This window comes from Hyphomicrobium sp. (genome assembly GCF_019744875.1).
In the GTDB taxonomy this organism is placed as follows: domain Bacteria; phylum Pseudomonadota; class Alphaproteobacteria; order Rhizobiales; family Hyphomicrobiaceae; genus Hyphomicrobium_C.
Genome location: NZ_JAIETU010000003.1, coordinates 359138 through 373442, shown reverse-complemented (window position 1 = coordinate 373442; position 14305 = coordinate 359138). Strand labels below are relative to the sequence as shown.

The 14305-nt window shown below is 64.7% G+C and carries 14 protein-coding genes; 7 read left to right on the top strand and 7 right to left on the bottom strand.

The genetic code is table 11. The features are described from left to right. Nucleotides 1-107: 107 nt before the first annotated feature. From K2Y42_RS08635 to K2Y42_RS08625, 3 genes are all read left to right on the top strand, one after another. On the top strand, nt 108-938 hold the full coding sequence (locus K2Y42_RS08635) for an outer membrane beta-barrel protein (RefSeq protein ID WP_291151094.1): 831 nt from the start codon (nt 108-110) through the stop codon (nt 936-938). A 291-nt stretch (nt 939-1229) separates the two neighbouring features. Next, nucleotides 1230-2945 (top strand): mucoidy inhibitor MuiA family protein, encoded by a 1716-nt coding sequence (locus K2Y42_RS08630; protein WP_291151091.1) that lies wholly within the window; start codon nt 1230-1232, stop codon nt 2943-2945. A 172-nt stretch (nt 2946-3117) separates the two neighbouring features. After that, complete coding sequence (locus K2Y42_RS08625) at nt 3118-4410, top strand: adenylosuccinate synthase (protein WP_291151088.1); 1293 nt, start codon at nt 3118-3120, stop codon at nt 4408-4410. A 40-nt stretch (nt 4411-4450) separates the two neighbouring features. On the opposite strand, the gene K2Y42_RS08620 is transcribed toward K2Y42_RS08625, so the two are convergent. After that, nucleotides 4451-4957, bottom strand: a complete 507-nt coding sequence (locus tag K2Y42_RS08620) for an N-acetyltransferase (protein WP_291151085.1) — start codon at nt 4955-4957, stop codon at nt 4451-4453. 194 nt (nt 4958-5151) lie between these two features. Further along, complete coding sequence (locus tag K2Y42_RS08615; RefSeq protein WP_291151082.1) at nt 5152-5655, bottom strand: NUDIX domain-containing protein; 504 nt, start codon at nt 5653-5655, stop codon at nt 5152-5154. An 83-nt stretch (nt 5656-5738) separates the two neighbouring features. Between K2Y42_RS08615 and K2Y42_RS08610 the strand changes: the two genes are divergently transcribed. Continuing rightward, nucleotides 5739-6653: a metallophosphoesterase gene (locus K2Y42_RS08610; RefSeq protein ID WP_291151079.1), complete on the top strand. Its 915-nt coding sequence runs from the start codon at nt 5739-5741 to the stop codon at nt 6651-6653. Nucleotides 6654-6786: 133 nt separating this feature from the next. Then, complete coding sequence (locus tag K2Y42_RS08605; RefSeq protein WP_291151077.1) at nt 6787-7881, top strand: patatin-like phospholipase family protein; 1095 nt, start codon at nt 6787-6789, stop codon at nt 7879-7881. Between the two features lie 15 nt (nt 7882-7896). Here the strand turns inward: K2Y42_RS08605 and K2Y42_RS08600 are convergent, their stop codons facing one another. Both K2Y42_RS08600 and K2Y42_RS08595 read right to left on the bottom strand, forming a co-directional pair. Then, the gene (locus K2Y42_RS08600; protein WP_291151075.1) at nt 7897-8673 is read right to left on the bottom strand and encodes a helix-turn-helix transcriptional regulator; all 777 of its coding nucleotides are present in this window, start codon (nt 8671-8673) and stop codon (nt 7897-7899) included. A 162-nt stretch (nt 8674-8835) separates the two neighbouring features. Beyond that, a complete protein-coding gene (locus K2Y42_RS08595; RefSeq protein ID WP_291151073.1) occupies nt 8836-9429 on the bottom strand; it encodes a septal ring lytic transglycosylase RlpA family protein in 594 nt (197 codons plus the stop codon). Nucleotides 9430-9952: 523 nt separating this feature from the next. Here K2Y42_RS08595 and chrA point away from each other — a divergent pair. Next, nucleotides 9953-11254 carry a chromate efflux transporter gene (chrA, locus tag K2Y42_RS08590; protein WP_291151071.1) on the top strand — a complete coding sequence of 434 codons (1302 nt, stop codon included), beginning with the start codon at nt 9953-9955 and terminating at the stop codon, nt 11252-11254. A gap of 99 nt (nt 11255-11353) precedes the next feature. Here the strand turns inward: chrA and K2Y42_RS08585 are convergent, their stop codons facing one another. Beyond that, complete coding sequence (locus K2Y42_RS08585; protein ID WP_291151068.1) at nt 11354-12322, bottom strand: magnesium transporter CorA family protein; 969 nt, start codon at nt 12320-12322, stop codon at nt 11354-11356. 205 nt (nt 12323-12527) lie between these two features. On the opposite strand from K2Y42_RS08585, the gene K2Y42_RS08580 reads away from it, so the two are divergent. Continuing rightward, a complete protein-coding gene (locus K2Y42_RS08580; RefSeq protein ID WP_291151065.1) occupies nt 12528-12872 on the top strand; it encodes a hypothetical protein in 345 nt (114 codons plus the stop codon). 119 nt (nt 12873-12991) lie between these two features. Here the strand turns inward: K2Y42_RS08580 and K2Y42_RS08575 are convergent, their stop codons facing one another. Then, on the bottom strand, nt 12992-13462 hold the full coding sequence (locus K2Y42_RS08575) for a polymer-forming cytoskeletal protein (RefSeq protein WP_291151062.1): 471 nt from the start codon (nt 13460-13462) through the stop codon (nt 12992-12994). Nucleotides 13463-13700: 238 nt separating this feature from the next. Then, nucleotides 13701-14093, bottom strand: a complete 393-nt coding sequence (locus K2Y42_RS08570; RefSeq protein ID WP_291151059.1) for a hypothetical protein — start codon at nt 14091-14093, stop codon at nt 13701-13703. Nucleotides 14094-14305: the final 212 nt, after the last annotated feature.

Sequence of the window (14305 nt, the reverse complement as noted above, 5' to 3'; positions counted from 1 at the left end):
CGATGGGTCAAAGCGGGACGCCGCTTAAGTGTATATTAAACGTTCTCCGACAGTGTCCCCTAGAGATTAGTGCTGCGTCTGTTTTCAGAATTCGAAAGGGACAGTCGATGAGAACGTCACGCGTTTGCGTCCTGGCGGGCGCAGCCGTCAGCGCAGCTTTGCTTTTTGCCACCACGGCGCCGGTACAGGCAGCCGACCTCGGGTACGGCAGCATCAAGGACATTCCGCCTCCGGCGCCGTCGGGCCGCGCGTGGTACCTCAAGGGCACCATCGGCATGAAGAACCCGGAGCCGGGTGGGATTTTCGTCAACGAGCCTGAGTTCGTGAATCACACTGTCCATCATGAGGACATCAAGAGCACGGCGCTTTACGGCTTCGGCATCGGTATCGAGCACAGCCGCTGGCTGCGCTTCGACGTGACGGGTGAATATCGCGGCAAGCAGCTCTTCGTGGCGCAGGATTCGTACAGCTACGGTCCTTGCGGCGTTGCCGGAAACTGCGGCACCAACGAATACACGGCCGACCTCGAAAGCTGGCTCGGTCTGTTCAACGCCTACATCGATCTCGGTACGTTCCGCGGCATCACGCCTTACGTCGGCGCAGGTATCGGCATCGCCGGCATCGACGTGCAGGGCTTCAAGGACGTCAACGTTCCGAACAACAGCGTGTTCTACGGCGACAAGGACACCTACTCGACGAACTTCGCCTGGGCGCTCTACGCGGGCCTGAGCTACGACGTGACGCCGCAGCTCACTCTCGACTTTGCCTATCGCTACACGGATCTCGGCTCCGTCGAGACCGGTCGCGCAACGGCTTACGACGGATCGAGCTCCTACTCCGGCCTCGAAATCCAGGACATCACTTCGCATGACCTTCTGCTGAGCGCGCGCTATCGCCTCGACAGCCCGCAGCCGATGTATCCGGTCGCGATGAAGTAAGGAATTGAAGGCGCGGCCCGACGTATTTTGTCCCGGGCTGCGTCTTCGTGGGATTGGTAAATGAGCGGAGCTGCCTTCGGGCGGCTCCGTTTTTTTTTGCGTTCGGGCCAGCGCACGTCGCGGGTGCTGCCGGCCATAATTTCGTCGCGAAACGGCCGCACAGGTGCCATCACCGCTTCGCGAGTTCCTGCGAGGTGATTTCAGCGCGTCGCGCATGCCGATCCGCGCGTCTCTCGTAGTAACGTCTCAACTTCCGTGACTTCCCAACGCCATCCGAAAGGTGCCCTTCCCGTGAAGCAGATCGTTGTCGTGTCGCTTCTGTTTGCCGTGCTCGGCGTTCGCGCCGGCCACGCGGCCGAGGTTGAAGCCGTGTCTCGCATCGATGCCGTGACGGTGTATCCCATGGGTGCGGAGGTGATGCGCGTCGCCAAGGTGCAGCTCGAAAAGGGCGAGCACACCATTCTGTTTCAGGATCTCCCGGCGGGCGCCGTCGAGGGTTCGATCCGGGTCGAGGGCAGCGCGACGGGCAAGCTCGAGATCGGCTCCGTCGATACGCGCCGGATGTTCGTGCCGCGCGCGGATGCGCAGGCGGCGGCGACCGAGCAGCGTCAGGTCGAACTGGAAATCGAACAGTTGCGCGACGAGCGCTCCGTGCTGGAGGCGCAGGTGGCAGCCGCAGAAACGCAGAAGCAACTGATCACCAATCTCACGCAATTGCCGACGCGGCCCGCGCCGGCCGCCGGCGCCGACAAGGGTGAAGACTGGGCGGCCGTGCTGGCGCTGATCTCGGCGGGGTCGGCCGAGGCGCAGCGCTCGCTGCGGGATGCGCAATCCAAGATGCGCGACGTGGACCGCAAGATTGCCGATCTCGAAAACAAGCTCGGCTCGCTCGCGCCGGAACGGACGGAGCGCACGGAAGCCAAGGTTTTCGTCGTCACGCAGTCCGCACTCGAAGCAGACATCACCTTGCGCTATCAGGTGGTGAACGCCTCCTGGACGCCGCTCTATGACGTGCGCCTCGCCACCGGAGGCAAGACCGTTGCGCCCAAGATCGACATCAGCCGTCGCGCGGCCATCAACCAGAAGACTGGCGAGAGCTGGGACAACATCGCGCTCACGCTTTCTACGACGCGGCCGACGGCCGGCGCGGCGGCGCCGGAGCTTCGTCCGCTTATCGTCGATTTCGAGCCGGAGCCGCGTGCGCCGGTGCCGCCGCCGGCGACGGCGCCTGCCCCGATGGGTGGTGCGTTCTTGCCTGAGGACGGACTGTCGGCGGCCGCGCCGCAGGCGGAAATGGCCGAGGAAGCAGACGGCCGCGTGGAAATGCGGGCGCGCGTGAAGAAGGCCGTGATCGAAGAGCGTCCGGCAGACGTCGTGCAGGCGCCGTTCCATGCGCTCTATGCGGTGCCCGGGCGCCTGACGATCCCCGATACGGGTGAATCGAAGCGTGTGCAGCTCGGCTCCGACACGATGGAGCCGCAGCTCACCGTGCGCGCCGTGCCGAAGGTGGATGCGAAAGCCTTCCTCTATGCCAAGTTCAACGTGCCGAAGGGCACGCCGCTGCTGCCGGGTACGGCGTCGCTCTTTCGCGACGGCACGTTCGTCGGCACGGGGCGGCTGCCGATCCTCTCGCCAGGCGAAGAGCATGAGCTTGGCTTCGGCATCGACGATCTTGTGCGCGTCCGCTATGCGGTGGCCGCCGAGACGCGCGGCGAGACCGGCCTGATCTCGACGTCGCGCACCGACAACCGCAACTATCTGCTGTCGATCAAGAGCATGCATGAGCGCGCCATCGCGCTCGCGGTCTTCGACCAGATCCCAGTGTCGGCGAACCAGGACATCAAGGTCGATCTGACCGGCAACACGAGCCCGACGAAGCAGAACGTCGACGACAAGCGGGGCGTGCTGATGTGGGAGGGCAAGCTTGAGCCCGACCAGGAGCGGACGATCGAGTTCGGTTACCGAGTCTCGTGGCCGTCGGCGCGTTCGATCCAATACCGTCAGTAACCATGCCGTCGCGAGCGGGCTCCGTGCCCCTCGTGGCCTCTGAAAAGCTGGCAAAATTCGCCCGCGGCGGAAAAGCGCTTTCACTTTTCGGCTAGCGCTTTAAACCTAGCAGCGATGGTTCTGGCCCCGGCCCATCAGCCGGGGCCATTTCATGACATGTGGGCAATGCAACATGGCTAACGTGGTGGTCGTCGGCGCGCAGTGGGGCGACGAAGGTAAAGGCAAGATCGTCGACTGGCTGTCGGAACGCGCGGATGTCGTCGTGCGCTTCCAGGGCGGCCACAACGCGGGCCATACGCTCGTCATCGGCGAGAAGACCTACAAACTTTCGCTGCTGCCTTCGGGCGTCGTGCGTCCGGGCAAGCTCGGCGTGATCGGCAACGGCGTCGTCGTAGACCCGTGGGCGCTGATCGCAGAGATCGAGCGGCTGACGGCGCAGGGCGTCGCGATCAATCGCGACAATCTCCGCATCGCTGAGAATGCAACGCTGATCCTGCCGTTCCATCGTGAGCTCGACGTCGTGCGTGAAGACGCGGCGGGTGACGGCAAGATCGGCACGACCGGTCGCGGCATCGGCCCGGCCTATGAAGACAAGGTCGGGCGTCGTGCCATCCGGATTCAGGATCTGCGCAATCTCGATACGCTCGGGCCCAAGGTCGACCGCCTGCTGGCGCATCACAATGCGCTGCGCCGCGGCCTCGGACGCGAAGAGATCAGCAAAGCTTCGCTGATGGCCGAGCTTGCCGAGATCGCGCCCAAGGTGATCCCGTACGTCGATGTGACGTGGGACCTGCTGGACCAGGCGCGCAAGGCCGGCCGGCGCATTTTGTTCGAGGGCGCGCAGGGCGCGCTGCTCGACGTCGATCACGGCACGTATCCGTTCGTGACGTCGTCGAACACCGTGGCCGGGCAGGCCGCCAGCGGATCGGGCGTCGGGCCGGGAGCGCTGGGCTTCATTCTCGGCATCGCCAAGGCGTACACGACGCGCGTCGGCGCCGGGCCGTTCCCGACCGAGCTTACGGACGAGATCGGCGAGACGATCGGCCAGCGCGGTCACGAGTTTGGAACCGTCACCGGCCGTAAGCGCCGCTGCGGTTGGTTCGACGCGGTGCTGGTGCGGCAGGTGGCCAAGGTTTCCGGCATCAGCGGCATCGCGCTCACGAAGCTCGACGTGCTCGACGGGTTCTCGGAAATCAAGGTGTGCGTCGGCTACAAGCTCGACGGGGAGAAGCTCAACCGCTTGCCGGCGTGCGCGCATGCGCAGAGCCGCGTGGAGCCGATTTTCGAGACGTTCGAAGGCTGGTCGCAGTCGACGCGCGGGGCGCGCCGCTGGGCGGACCTGCCGGCGCAGGCTGTGAAGTACGTGCGCCACATCGAGGAACTGATCGAGTGCCCGGTGACGCTGCTGTCGACGAGCCCGGAGCGCGACGACACCATACTGATGCGCGATCCGTTCGAAGATTGACCCGTATCGACGGCTGCGGCGAGACGGAGAGCACTCCGCTTCAAGCGCCAGAGACGCAGCCGTGGAAGTCGTTCAATGCGCCCGGCTTGAGTTCGGCTGCGAGAATGCGCGCGATGTTGACCGGGCCCGGAAATGTGATGTGCCCCGGCTTCACCGGCTTGAAGCCGAAACGCCCGTAGTAGGGTTCGTCGCCGACGAGCACGATGAGGGGAATGCCGGCCGCGCGCGCCTCTTCCATCACGTCGCCGATCAGGGCGCGGCCGTAGCCCTGGTTGGTGTAGGCCGGATCGACGACGATGGGGCCGAGCAGCAGCGGGCCCTTGGCGCCGCCGATCGTCACCTCGGACATCCGAATTGCCGCGATCATGCGGCCGTCCTTCTCCGCGATGCGGCAGAAGCGGGAGATCTCGGCGCGGGGGCCCATCTGCTCGCGTACGCGATAGGCCGTGCGCGCGAACCGGCCGGGGCCGAAAACGCGGTTGTGAAGATCGGAGATGACAGGGATGTCTTCCGGCGTGACCGGCCGGTGGACGACGTTTTGGAGCATGGTCGGGATCCTGGACAGGTTCAGACAGACGTTGAGGCGCGCGCGTGGTGCGTGCGCTCTCGTCGCGTCGTCGGTCTCAAGCTGGCGGGCCGGTTGCTCATGGGCGGCGCTTTAGCATGACGCCCGGGGTGGGTCTAGGGCGACGCTTTGGCGGTCGTTCAGCAGGCTTTTTGGCGGGTGTTGTCGCAAATCCTTCATGTCGAAGGCGGGCGGGGGACGCTTTCGGAGCGTGCATTCGACCAGTTCTGGGAGCGCGGTTCGCCGGTCATGATCTCGAGCAGGCGACGGCGAACCGGGGCGGTCGTGCCGTCCGGCAGGGCATCCCACGGCACGAGGCGGTGCTCGGCGATTTCGGCATTCGGCTTGGGTACCACTTTCTGGATCCAGGACCGGACGACGAAGAGCGCGATGTGATCGCCCGGGAAGAGGTGATGGTTGGCATAGAGGCCGAACAGCTCGGGCAGGCCCGTGACCTCGACGCCCGCTTCCTCGTAAAGCTCGCGGTGCAGCGCATCCTCGACCGTCTCGCCCTTCTCGACGCCGCCGCCGGGGAAATGCCATCCTGGCCGATAGGTATGGCGGATCAGGAGCACCTTGTTGTCGGCGTCGAGCACGACGCCTTGCGCGCCCAACGTCAAACCGCGAGAGTACCGCCAGTAGCGCTGCAGGGTTTTGCTGATCAGCTTTTCAGGCAGCACGTGGCAGTCCTCGGCGAGGCCATGGAGCGCGCTCCGGCGCGGGGCATACGCGGGCTTCAGACACGATCACGGCTCGAGGGCAGATGACCCAGACATTCACGTTGATCCACATGTCGGACGTTCACCTCGGGCCGATCGAAGGATTTCACTGGCGTTACTGGAACATCAAACGGGGCGTCGGCTATCTCAACTGGCATCGCGGGCGGGTGCGTATTCACCGGCGTGAGGTCGCGAACCTGATCGCGGCCGATGCGCTCGCGCAGGGCGCCGATCATATCGCCGTCACCGGCGATTTGGCCAACATTGGTTTGCCGGGAGAGTACGGTGCGGCGACGGCGTGGCTCGCTTCGCTCGGCGAGCCGGACCGCGTGTCGGTCGTGCCGGGCAACCACGACATCTATACGGCGCGGCTGCATGGCGCGTCGTGCCTCGACACGTGGGCGCCGTACATGCGTTCGGGCGGGGATTGGAGCGCGAGCGAGCCGGTGCGGTTTCCGTTCGTGAAGATCCTAGGGCCGGTGGCGCTGATCGGGCTCAACTCCGCAATTCCAACGCCGTTGTTTTCCGCCATCGGCCGTCTCGGCGAGGCGCAGCTCGCGGATCTCGCGACGTGTCTCGGCCGGCTCAAGGCGCAGAACCTCATCCGCGTCGTTCTCATCCATCATCCGCCGCTGCCGGGGCAGGCGCCGCCGCGGCGGGCGCTGTCGGATGCGGCTGCGTTCGGAGATGTGCTCGACCGTTGCGGGGCCGAGCTCGTGCTGCACGGACACAATCATCGTGACACGCTGCTGTGGCGCAGCGGCGTGCCGGTGCTGGGCATATCGGCGGCCTCGGCGGGCCGGCCGCGTCACGACGAGCCGTTGGCGCGCTATCGCGTGCTGCGCCTCAGCCGCGACGAAGGGGGCACCCGGATCGTCAGCATCACGCGCGGATTGGCTGTGGAGGGAGGCGAGGTGGTGGCGCTCGACGAGCGCGAGCTTGTTGCGCCAAAGTCATGAACGCATGAAACAAATGCGTTTGTGCTCACTTTTAGGCAGGTGCAATTAAGTCATGCGGCCTATTGCGGGGCGGACGTAAGGCTCCATCGTGCTAGGGTTAACCAATCCGCGCGTGGGCCAGGAGCATTCCTTTTTGCTGCGCTTCAGAAGACATTTCCGGATCAATCTGGCTCTCCAAGGTGGCGGCGCGCACGGCGCTTTCACGTGGGGTGTGCTCGACCGGCTGCTCGAGGAAGACGCGCTGACGTTCGGCTGCGTGTCGGGCACCAGCGCGGGGGCGGTCAATGCGGTCGCGCTGGCATCGGGGCTCGCCACGGGCGGGCGGGCTGGTGCGCGTGCTAAGCTGCGCGAGGTGTGGGAGGGCGTGCACAAGGCGGGCGTGCCGGATCTCCTCAGGCTCAATCCGTTCCTGTTCGGGCTCACGCACTCCTCGACGTTCGCGCAGGTGGCGGGGCTGTTGTCGCCCTATGAGTTCAATCCGCTCGGGTTCGATCCCTTGCGCAACCTCTTGGCCGAGACGATCGATTTCGAGGCCATTCGCGAGAAGTCGCCGGTTGGATTGCTGATCGCGGCGACCGAGGTTGCCACGGGGCGGTCGCGGCTGTTTCGCCAGAAAGAGATGACGGTGGACGCGGTGCTGGCGTCGGCGTGCCTGCCGACGCTGCATCGCACGGTTGAAATCGATGGCGTCGGATACTGGGACGGCGGGTTTTCCAAGAACCCCGATCTCGTGACGCTGGCGAGCGACAGCCCGGTCGCGGATACGCTGATCGTGCAGATCAATCCGCTGCTGCGGCCGGTTCTGCCGAAGGGCGCGCGCGAGATCGCGAGCACGACGAACCGGCTGACGTTCAATGCGCCGCTGCTGCGGGATGTGGAGTTCATTCTGGCCGTGCGCGAAGCGATGCGCGGCCGCTTCGGCGCCGTGCGGCGTGGCCGGCAAGCAGCGCTCGCGGCGCATCGCTTCCATCTGATCGAGGCGGGGCGCTACACGGCGAGCCTCTCGGACGACAGCAAGATGAAGCCCGATCTCGGGCTGTTCACCTATCTTCACGGGGCGGGTCGCACGCAGGCCCACAAGTGGATCGGGCAGCACCTGAAATCGGTCGGACGGAGGGAGACGGTGGATCTCGCCTTGCGCTTCCAGGGCGATCTGTCGAACGTCGTCGAGGACGAGCCCGCAGCCGATGCCGAAGCGGGCGCCGAGCCGTTGCGCTCGCGGGCGTAAGGGACGGCGGCGTCGCTAGGGGCCGATGAGCTTGGCGTAGCCTTCCTCGACGGATGTCTCGAGCAGCGCCTTGTAGATCTTGTAGTCCGGCGTCTTGGGCAGGATCTCGCCGAGCGCCAGCGATTTGAATTCCTGCCGCTTCAAATAGACGATCGGCGCCGAGACGGGCACGTACGATGCGCGCTGCTTGTTGAGGGTGGTGATCAGGCCGCGCATCTCGCCGTTCTGGTCGATCTGCGAGATCAGCACCATGCGCATGGCGCCCTTGGTCAGCGACACCAGGTGGATGTACATGGACGACGCCGGCACGTAGAGGCGGCCGCGGTGGGAAAACGGCGCGTCCGGGCGCTCGCGTTCCTCGAACAGCAGGCTCGGCCACTCGGGATCCCAGACGATGTCGGTGCGGTAGGCGACGATTGCGTCGGGCTTGGCGAAGGCGGGGCGGATGGTGAGGTAGCTGCCGATGTAGTGGTCGACGGCGGCGTGAGTGTAGGCGCCCATGTAGACCGGGGCCACGACGCCGCCCTCGCCCTTGAGCTCCATGGGCTGGGCCGTGGACATGGAGCCGAACCAGGACTCCTTGAGGCGCTGATAGTCGAGACCCAGCACCATCGCGACGTCGAACAGGGTTTGCTCGCGCACAGGCTTGCCGTGCAGAAGGTTCTGGATGGTCTTCTCATGGCAGTCGGCGGCGTCGGCCAGCTCGGCCTGGGTGAGCTTCTTCTCGACCATCGCCGTCCGGACGGTCTGGACGGCGGCCGCGCGCTCCTTGCTGCTCGGTGATGCTTTCATCGTGCGGGAACGCTCACGCTGGGGATAGTAACTTTCCGTAATATACCGATAATTGCCGCCAGCCCAAGCCCAAATGGGCAGTGTGGTGAAGAGGGGCATCGCCAATAAAAAAGGCGAGCCGCGCGGGGCGGCTCGCCTTCGATGTCGTTCGTGCGTCCGAGCTTAGCCGCGGCCGACGACGGTGTACGAGACGCGGGCGAGGCCCTGGCCCGTCATGCCGATGGCGCTGGCGGCGCCGCGCGACAGGTCGATCACGCGACCCTTGATGAAGGGACCGCGGTCATTGATCGTGACCGTGACCGAGCGACCGTTCGAGTGGTTGGTCACGTGAACGCGCGTGCCGAAGGGCAGCGTGCGGTGAGCAGCCGTGAGGCCGTTCGGGTTGAAGCGTGCGCCCGAAGCGGTCTGCTGGCCCTGCCAGTAGTAGGAGGCAATGCCCGAGCCGCCGCCCGAGTGGGAAACAGCGCTGTACGACGAGCCGGAGGTCTTCTTGGCGACCCGCTTCTGGTGTGCAGCGGCGCGGCGAGCAGCGTGGCTGCCCTTCTTGTGCGCGACGGCGTGCTGCTTCTTGTAGCTGGCCTTCTTATAGCTGGCTTTCTTGTAGCTCGCCTTCTTGTAGCTGGCTTTCGATGCCGAACCGGCCGACTTGCAAGCGACTTCGGTGCCGACGCACTTCCGGGGGGCTGCGCTCGCGGTGCGAGCGTCAAACGTGCCAACCGTCAAAAGTGCGAGCGTCGCCAATGCAATATACCGCATAGTCATTCTCCATTCGTCCCTGTGGCAGTGCCGTGGTTCGAAAAGGCCCAACGCGGTCGAGGTCCCCTCCTGGGTGTCACTCGCCGTCCGCCTTGGCGGATCCAACTTCTTCAAGCCGTCGGGCCACCGGTGCGACGAGAGGATCTCGGTGCACCACCAGAATTTGTGTCCTGCCACTATGAAATGCGGGGTCGTGCATGACCCCCCGTTCTGGTGAGCGGCACCTGACCAGCCGAATTGGGCGGAAGCAATGCCCGTTACTGAACATTGTTTTTAACGATTGGATGCAGCGTTGATTCTGCATCGTTTTTTATTGTGCGCTGCAATAAGTGCGACGGCAGGTCGCAGAACAAAACGGGTTATCTAAGGCTTGCAAGGCTCTGGAAATGCGTCGTCTTTGTGGCGTCCGTTTGTGGGCTTTGTGATCGCGCCGCGTGGTCTGTCCGGGCTGTGGCCGATCGTTGCCGCACTATCGAGCGTCATGCAGAGCCGTTAATGAGAGAGCCCCGCCCAAGGACAGGTCATGCCCCAGCCCGCAATGCCTTCGACCTCGCAGCCGCCCTCATTCCGGGAGGCGTTGGGGGTGTGGACGCGGATCGGGCTGCTCTCGTTCGGCGGGCCGGCGGGGCAGATCGCGCTGCTGCACCAGGAGCTGGTCGAGAAGCGCGGCTGGCTCGATGAGAAGCGATTTCTGTCGGCGTTGAACTTCTGCATGCTGCTGCCCGGCCCTGAGGCGATGCAACTGGCGACCTATGCCGGCTGGCGGCTGCACGGGGTTGCGGGCGGGCTGGCGGCCGGATTGCTGTTCGTGCTGCCCGGCGCGGCGATCATGCTCGCGCTCGCGCTGCTCTACGCCGCGTTCGGGTCGCTGCCTGTGGTCGAAGCGCTGTTCGTCGGCGTCAAGGCGGCGGTGCTCGCGATTGTCGTCGAGGCGCTCGTGCGCGTTGCGCGCCGGGCCTTGAAGGGGCCGATGGACTGGCTGATTGCGGCGGCCGCCTTCGTGGCGCTGTTCGCGTTCCATGTGCCGTTTCCGCTCATCGTCGCGGCTGCGCTTGCTGTGGGCTACCTGTCGGCCAATGCGCATGAGGTGACGGAGGGGGCCGCGCCGTCGCCCGTTCGCACGAGCGCGACGCTCAAGACGATTGCGGTCTGGCTCGTGATCTGGATCGCGCCGCTGCTGCTCGTCGGCGCGCTCTTCGGGCCGTCGCATGTGCTCTCGCAACTGGCGGTGTTCTATTCGAAGCTCGCGGTCGTGACGTTCGGCGGTGCCTATGCCGTGCTGACCTACATGGCCCAGCAGGTCGTCGACGGCTTCGGCTGGCTTTCGCCCGGCGAGATGCTCGATGCGCTTGGTCTGGCCGAGACGACGCCCGGTCCGCTGATCCTGGTCACGGAGTTCGTGGGTGTGCTGGCGGCCTGGCGTCACGGCGGAGACTGGCCGCTGCTGATGGGCGTGCTCGGCGGGCTCGTAACGCTATGGGCCACGTTCGCGCCGTGCTTCCTCTGGATTTTCGCGGGCGCGCCTTACATCGACTGGCTGACGCGGGAGCCGCGCCTGTCGGGTGCGCTCAGGGCGGTGACGGCGGCGGTGGTCGGCGTGATCCTCAATCTCACGCTCTGGTTTGCGCTGCATGTGCTGTTTCGCGAGGTGGGGCCGGTGGCCTGGGGGCCGGTCAGTCCGACGCTGCCGGTGCTGTCGAGCTTCAATCCCGCGCTGGGGGCGCTCGCGGTTATGGCTCTCGTCATTGTGTTTGCCACGCGCAGCATCCTGGCCGCGCTCGCGATTTGCGCGGCGGCGAGTTTGATCGGATCGATGCTGCTCTGAGTGCTCCTGAACTCTTGTGTGGGGCAAAACAGCGAATGTTCTGGAATCCCCCCTCTTAACCTCCCCCACAAGGGGGAGGAATAAGTGGTGAGGTGTGCGCTAGAGCCACCCCTTGCGGCGGAAATAGAGGAAGGGGATGACGGCGGATATCACCATCAGGCCGAGCGCCATCGGATAGCCGTGCAGCCATTTGATCTCCGGCATGTGCTCGAAGTTCATGCCGTAGATCGAGGCGACGAGCGTCGGCGGCATCAGCATCACGGCCATCACCGAGAAGAGCTTGATGATCTGGTTCTGCTCATTCGAAATGAGGCCGAGGGTGGCATTGAGCAGGAAGCCGATGCGATCCGAAAGAAAGCGCATGTGCTCGGAGAGCGACTTGAGATCGCGGTCTGTGGTGCCGATGCGCTGGAAGATCTTGCCGTCGCAGTTGCGCTCCTGGGCGGTGTTGCGCAACACGTGCAGCACACGCTCGATGGAGGTTGCGCTTTCCGACAGGCGCGCGACCATGTCGCCCTGCTTGCCGATGCCCTTCAGAAGAACGTCCAGCTTGGTGTCGCGGGTGCGGCGCTTGTCGAGGCTGAAAATGCCCTGGGCGATTTTCTCGACGCGATCCTGGATGTTCACGATCAGATCGGCCTGCTGCTCGATGAGCGTTTCGATCAGGCCGACCATGATGCTCGCCCCCGTTCTGCACGTGGCGTCGCGGCGCTCGACGCGCGACAGGAACGTCGGGAACGCCTTGGTGTCGCTGTAGCGCACGGTGACGAGAGCATTGCCGGTGAGAATGAACGTGAGCGTTGACGACCCGAGCGTCTGCTCGTCGATGTTGTGGGCGATGAAGCCCGTCATGTAGCTCGCGCCGTTCTCATGATAGAAGCGGCTCGAGGCTTCGATCTCGCGCATTTCCGCCCGCGTCGGCACCGAGATCTTGAGCAGCGCTTCGACGTGGTTGTCCTCCTCCTTGGTGGGATTGAGGAGATCGTACCAGACGGTGTCGGGCGAGATGGGTGCGGTTTCGTTGTGGCGAACCAGACTTTCGCCGTTGGTGTCATAGATCGTCAGCATGTTTGTTCCTCGCCGCCTTGAACTCCCCGGGCGGATCCCCATACCTTAGTGCAAAGTGCACTTGCCCCGATATCGTCCGTGAACACTTGGCCCGTTTTGGGCTGTTCCGCGCGGTATAGCGGCCACGCCCCTCAAGTCCCTAAGACGCATTCCCGGCGCCCTGCCTCGCCCCCGGGCGGTGGTGCCTAAACCAATGGAGTATTTTATGATATCGACCAAGACCGCCGGCCTCGCTTCCGGCCAGCGCCTCACTGCCGCCGTGGGTGCTGTGACGCTCTCGTTCGTCGCCCTTGCGCTGGCTGGTCCGGCCGAAGCGCGCATTGCTTGCGTCAACGGAAACCAGATCGTCAACGGCGTGCCGCTGGCGACGCCCTATTGCCAGGATGAGCTGGTGGCGAAGGTCGCCCGCGAACGCGGCGTGAAGGTTTCGGCTAACGAGATCCGCAACAACCCGAACCTCAAGCGCAACGTGTGCCAGCATGTCGGCCGCGACAACCGCATCTACATGGCCTGCATCGACGCCAACAGCGCGGGCCGTCGTCCGTTCTAGGGCCGACGTCCGTTCTAGAATTGCGCGCAAACAAAAGCCCTCTGCCGTAAACGGCAGAGGGCTCTCTCTCCCCCCAAACGGAGAGGCGCGATGTGCTGCGCGCCGGCAGCGGCAACCGGTCAGCCTTGCGGCGGCTGGTTGCCAGCGTTCGGATACGAATTCACGTCGAGATTGGGCGTGATTTCCGTGAGGTCCTTGGCGCGGCGCACGCGGCCGTCGAACTGAGCGCCTTCGGAAATCGACAGAGACTGGTGGAAGATGTCGCCTTCGACCACGGAGGTCGGATGCAGCATCACGGTCTGCGCCTTGATCGCGCCGCGAACGCCGCCGCGTACTTCGATCTGCTCGGCGCAGACGGTGCCGATGACGGAGCCGTCCTCACCGATGACGATCTGCTTGCCGTTGATGTCGCCGCGCACGTCGCCGTCAATCTGCAGCTTGTTCTGCGAAATGATGGTGATCTTGTCGCCGAGGATGGTGAGATCGGTGCCGATGACGGACTGACCCATCGTGGAGGCGGCCCCGAACGGCGAAGCGCGGCCATTCGATTGAGCCGGGCTCGGCGGCACCGGTGCTGCGGTCGGCAGCATTGGTGGTTTCGGTGCACTTGAATCGGAATTTGAGCCGCGGTTGAACACGCATACCTCCCCTAGAACCCACGCGAACTGTGTCCACTATGGACGGAATTGAGGTCAGATGGAGGAAATTCGTCGTTAAAGAGTGAACACAGCCAATAAAATTCAACAACGGCTCCGCCGGCCATTCAACAACGGCTCCGCCCGTGATGGGGCGAAGCCGTGGCGCTGCTCAATCATGCGTTGATTGCGCTCAGTAGCGCGGCACCCAAAGCCTCACGAACGGGGCGCGAACATAGACGCCGCGCGGCCTGACGCGCACGGAGGCGAAGGGCGCATCGACCGTCACACGGCGGCGGCCGTAGTAGCGGTAGCCGTCGTCGTAGCGGTAGCGGCGGCCGGAGTCGTAGCCGTAGTAGCGGTCGCGATAATAGTGACGGCGATAGTAGCGGCGTGAGTAGAAGTCGTCGTAGTCGTCATAGTCGTGATCGACCTTGATGACGGCGCTTTGCGCATCCGGGGCGCGGGATGTGGACAACGGGGCGGCCTGAGCGGCCGGGACGGTGAAAAGGGCCAACACCATGAGTGCAAGTGCCGGGACAAGTGAAAGTCTCGGGGCCGTTTGGCGCGATGCGAGCATGGCCATGATCAATACTCCTTACAGGGATAACCCCATTGGCATGGCATGGCGGTCCCACCCCGGCAAGTGGTTGGATGGAGGGGCAATTAACGCCGTTCTTCTTTGGGGCCGCGACGCGGGGCGATGCGTCAGCCGGGGCCTGTGTGAGGGGAGACTGGGCGGAAGTCTCTACTATCGCCGGATTCCGTCCGTTCCCGCCCGATGGATGGACGTCCGGG

Bases quoted from the DNA above. Each gene is read 5' to 3' on its own strand.
- K2Y42_RS08635 (WP_291151094.1), top strand. From the start codon at position 108: ATGAGAACGTCACGCGTTTGCGTCCTGGCGGGCGCAGCCGTCAGCGCA.
- K2Y42_RS08625 (WP_291151088.1), top strand. From the start codon at position 3,118: ATGGCTAACGTGGTGGTCGTCGGCGCGCAGTGGGGCGACGAAGGTAAA.
- K2Y42_RS08620 (WP_291151085.1), bottom strand. From the start codon at position 4,957: ATGCTCCAAAACGTCGTCCACCGGCCGGTCACGCCGGAAGACATCCCT.
- K2Y42_RS08610 (WP_291151079.1), top strand. From the start codon at position 5,739: ATGACCCAGACATTCACGTTGATCCACATGTCGGACGTTCACCTCGGG.
- K2Y42_RS08600 (WP_291151075.1), bottom strand. From the start codon at position 8,673: ATGAAAGCATCACCGAGCAGCAAGGAGCGCGCGGCCGCCGTCCAGACC.
- K2Y42_RS08595 (WP_291151073.1), bottom strand. From the start codon at position 9,429: ATGCGGTATATTGCATTGGCGACGCTCGCACTTTTGACGGTTGGCACG.
- chrA (WP_291151071.1), top strand. From the start codon at position 9,953: ATGCCCCAGCCCGCAATGCCTTCGACCTCGCAGCCGCCCTCATTCCGG.
- K2Y42_RS08585 (WP_291151068.1), bottom strand. From the start codon at position 12,322: ATGCTGACGATCTATGACACCAACGGCGAAAGTCTGGTTCGCCACAAC.
- K2Y42_RS08580 (WP_291151065.1), top strand. From the start codon at position 12,528: ATGATATCGACCAAGACCGCCGGCCTCGCTTCCGGCCAGCGCCTCACT.
- K2Y42_RS08575 (WP_291151062.1), bottom strand. From the start codon at position 13,462: ATGCTGCCGACCGCAGCACCGGTGCCGCCGAGCCCGGCTCAATCGAAT.
- K2Y42_RS08570 (WP_291151059.1), bottom strand. From the start codon at position 14,093: ATGGCCATGCTCGCATCGCGCCAAACGGCCCCGAGACTTTCACTTGTC.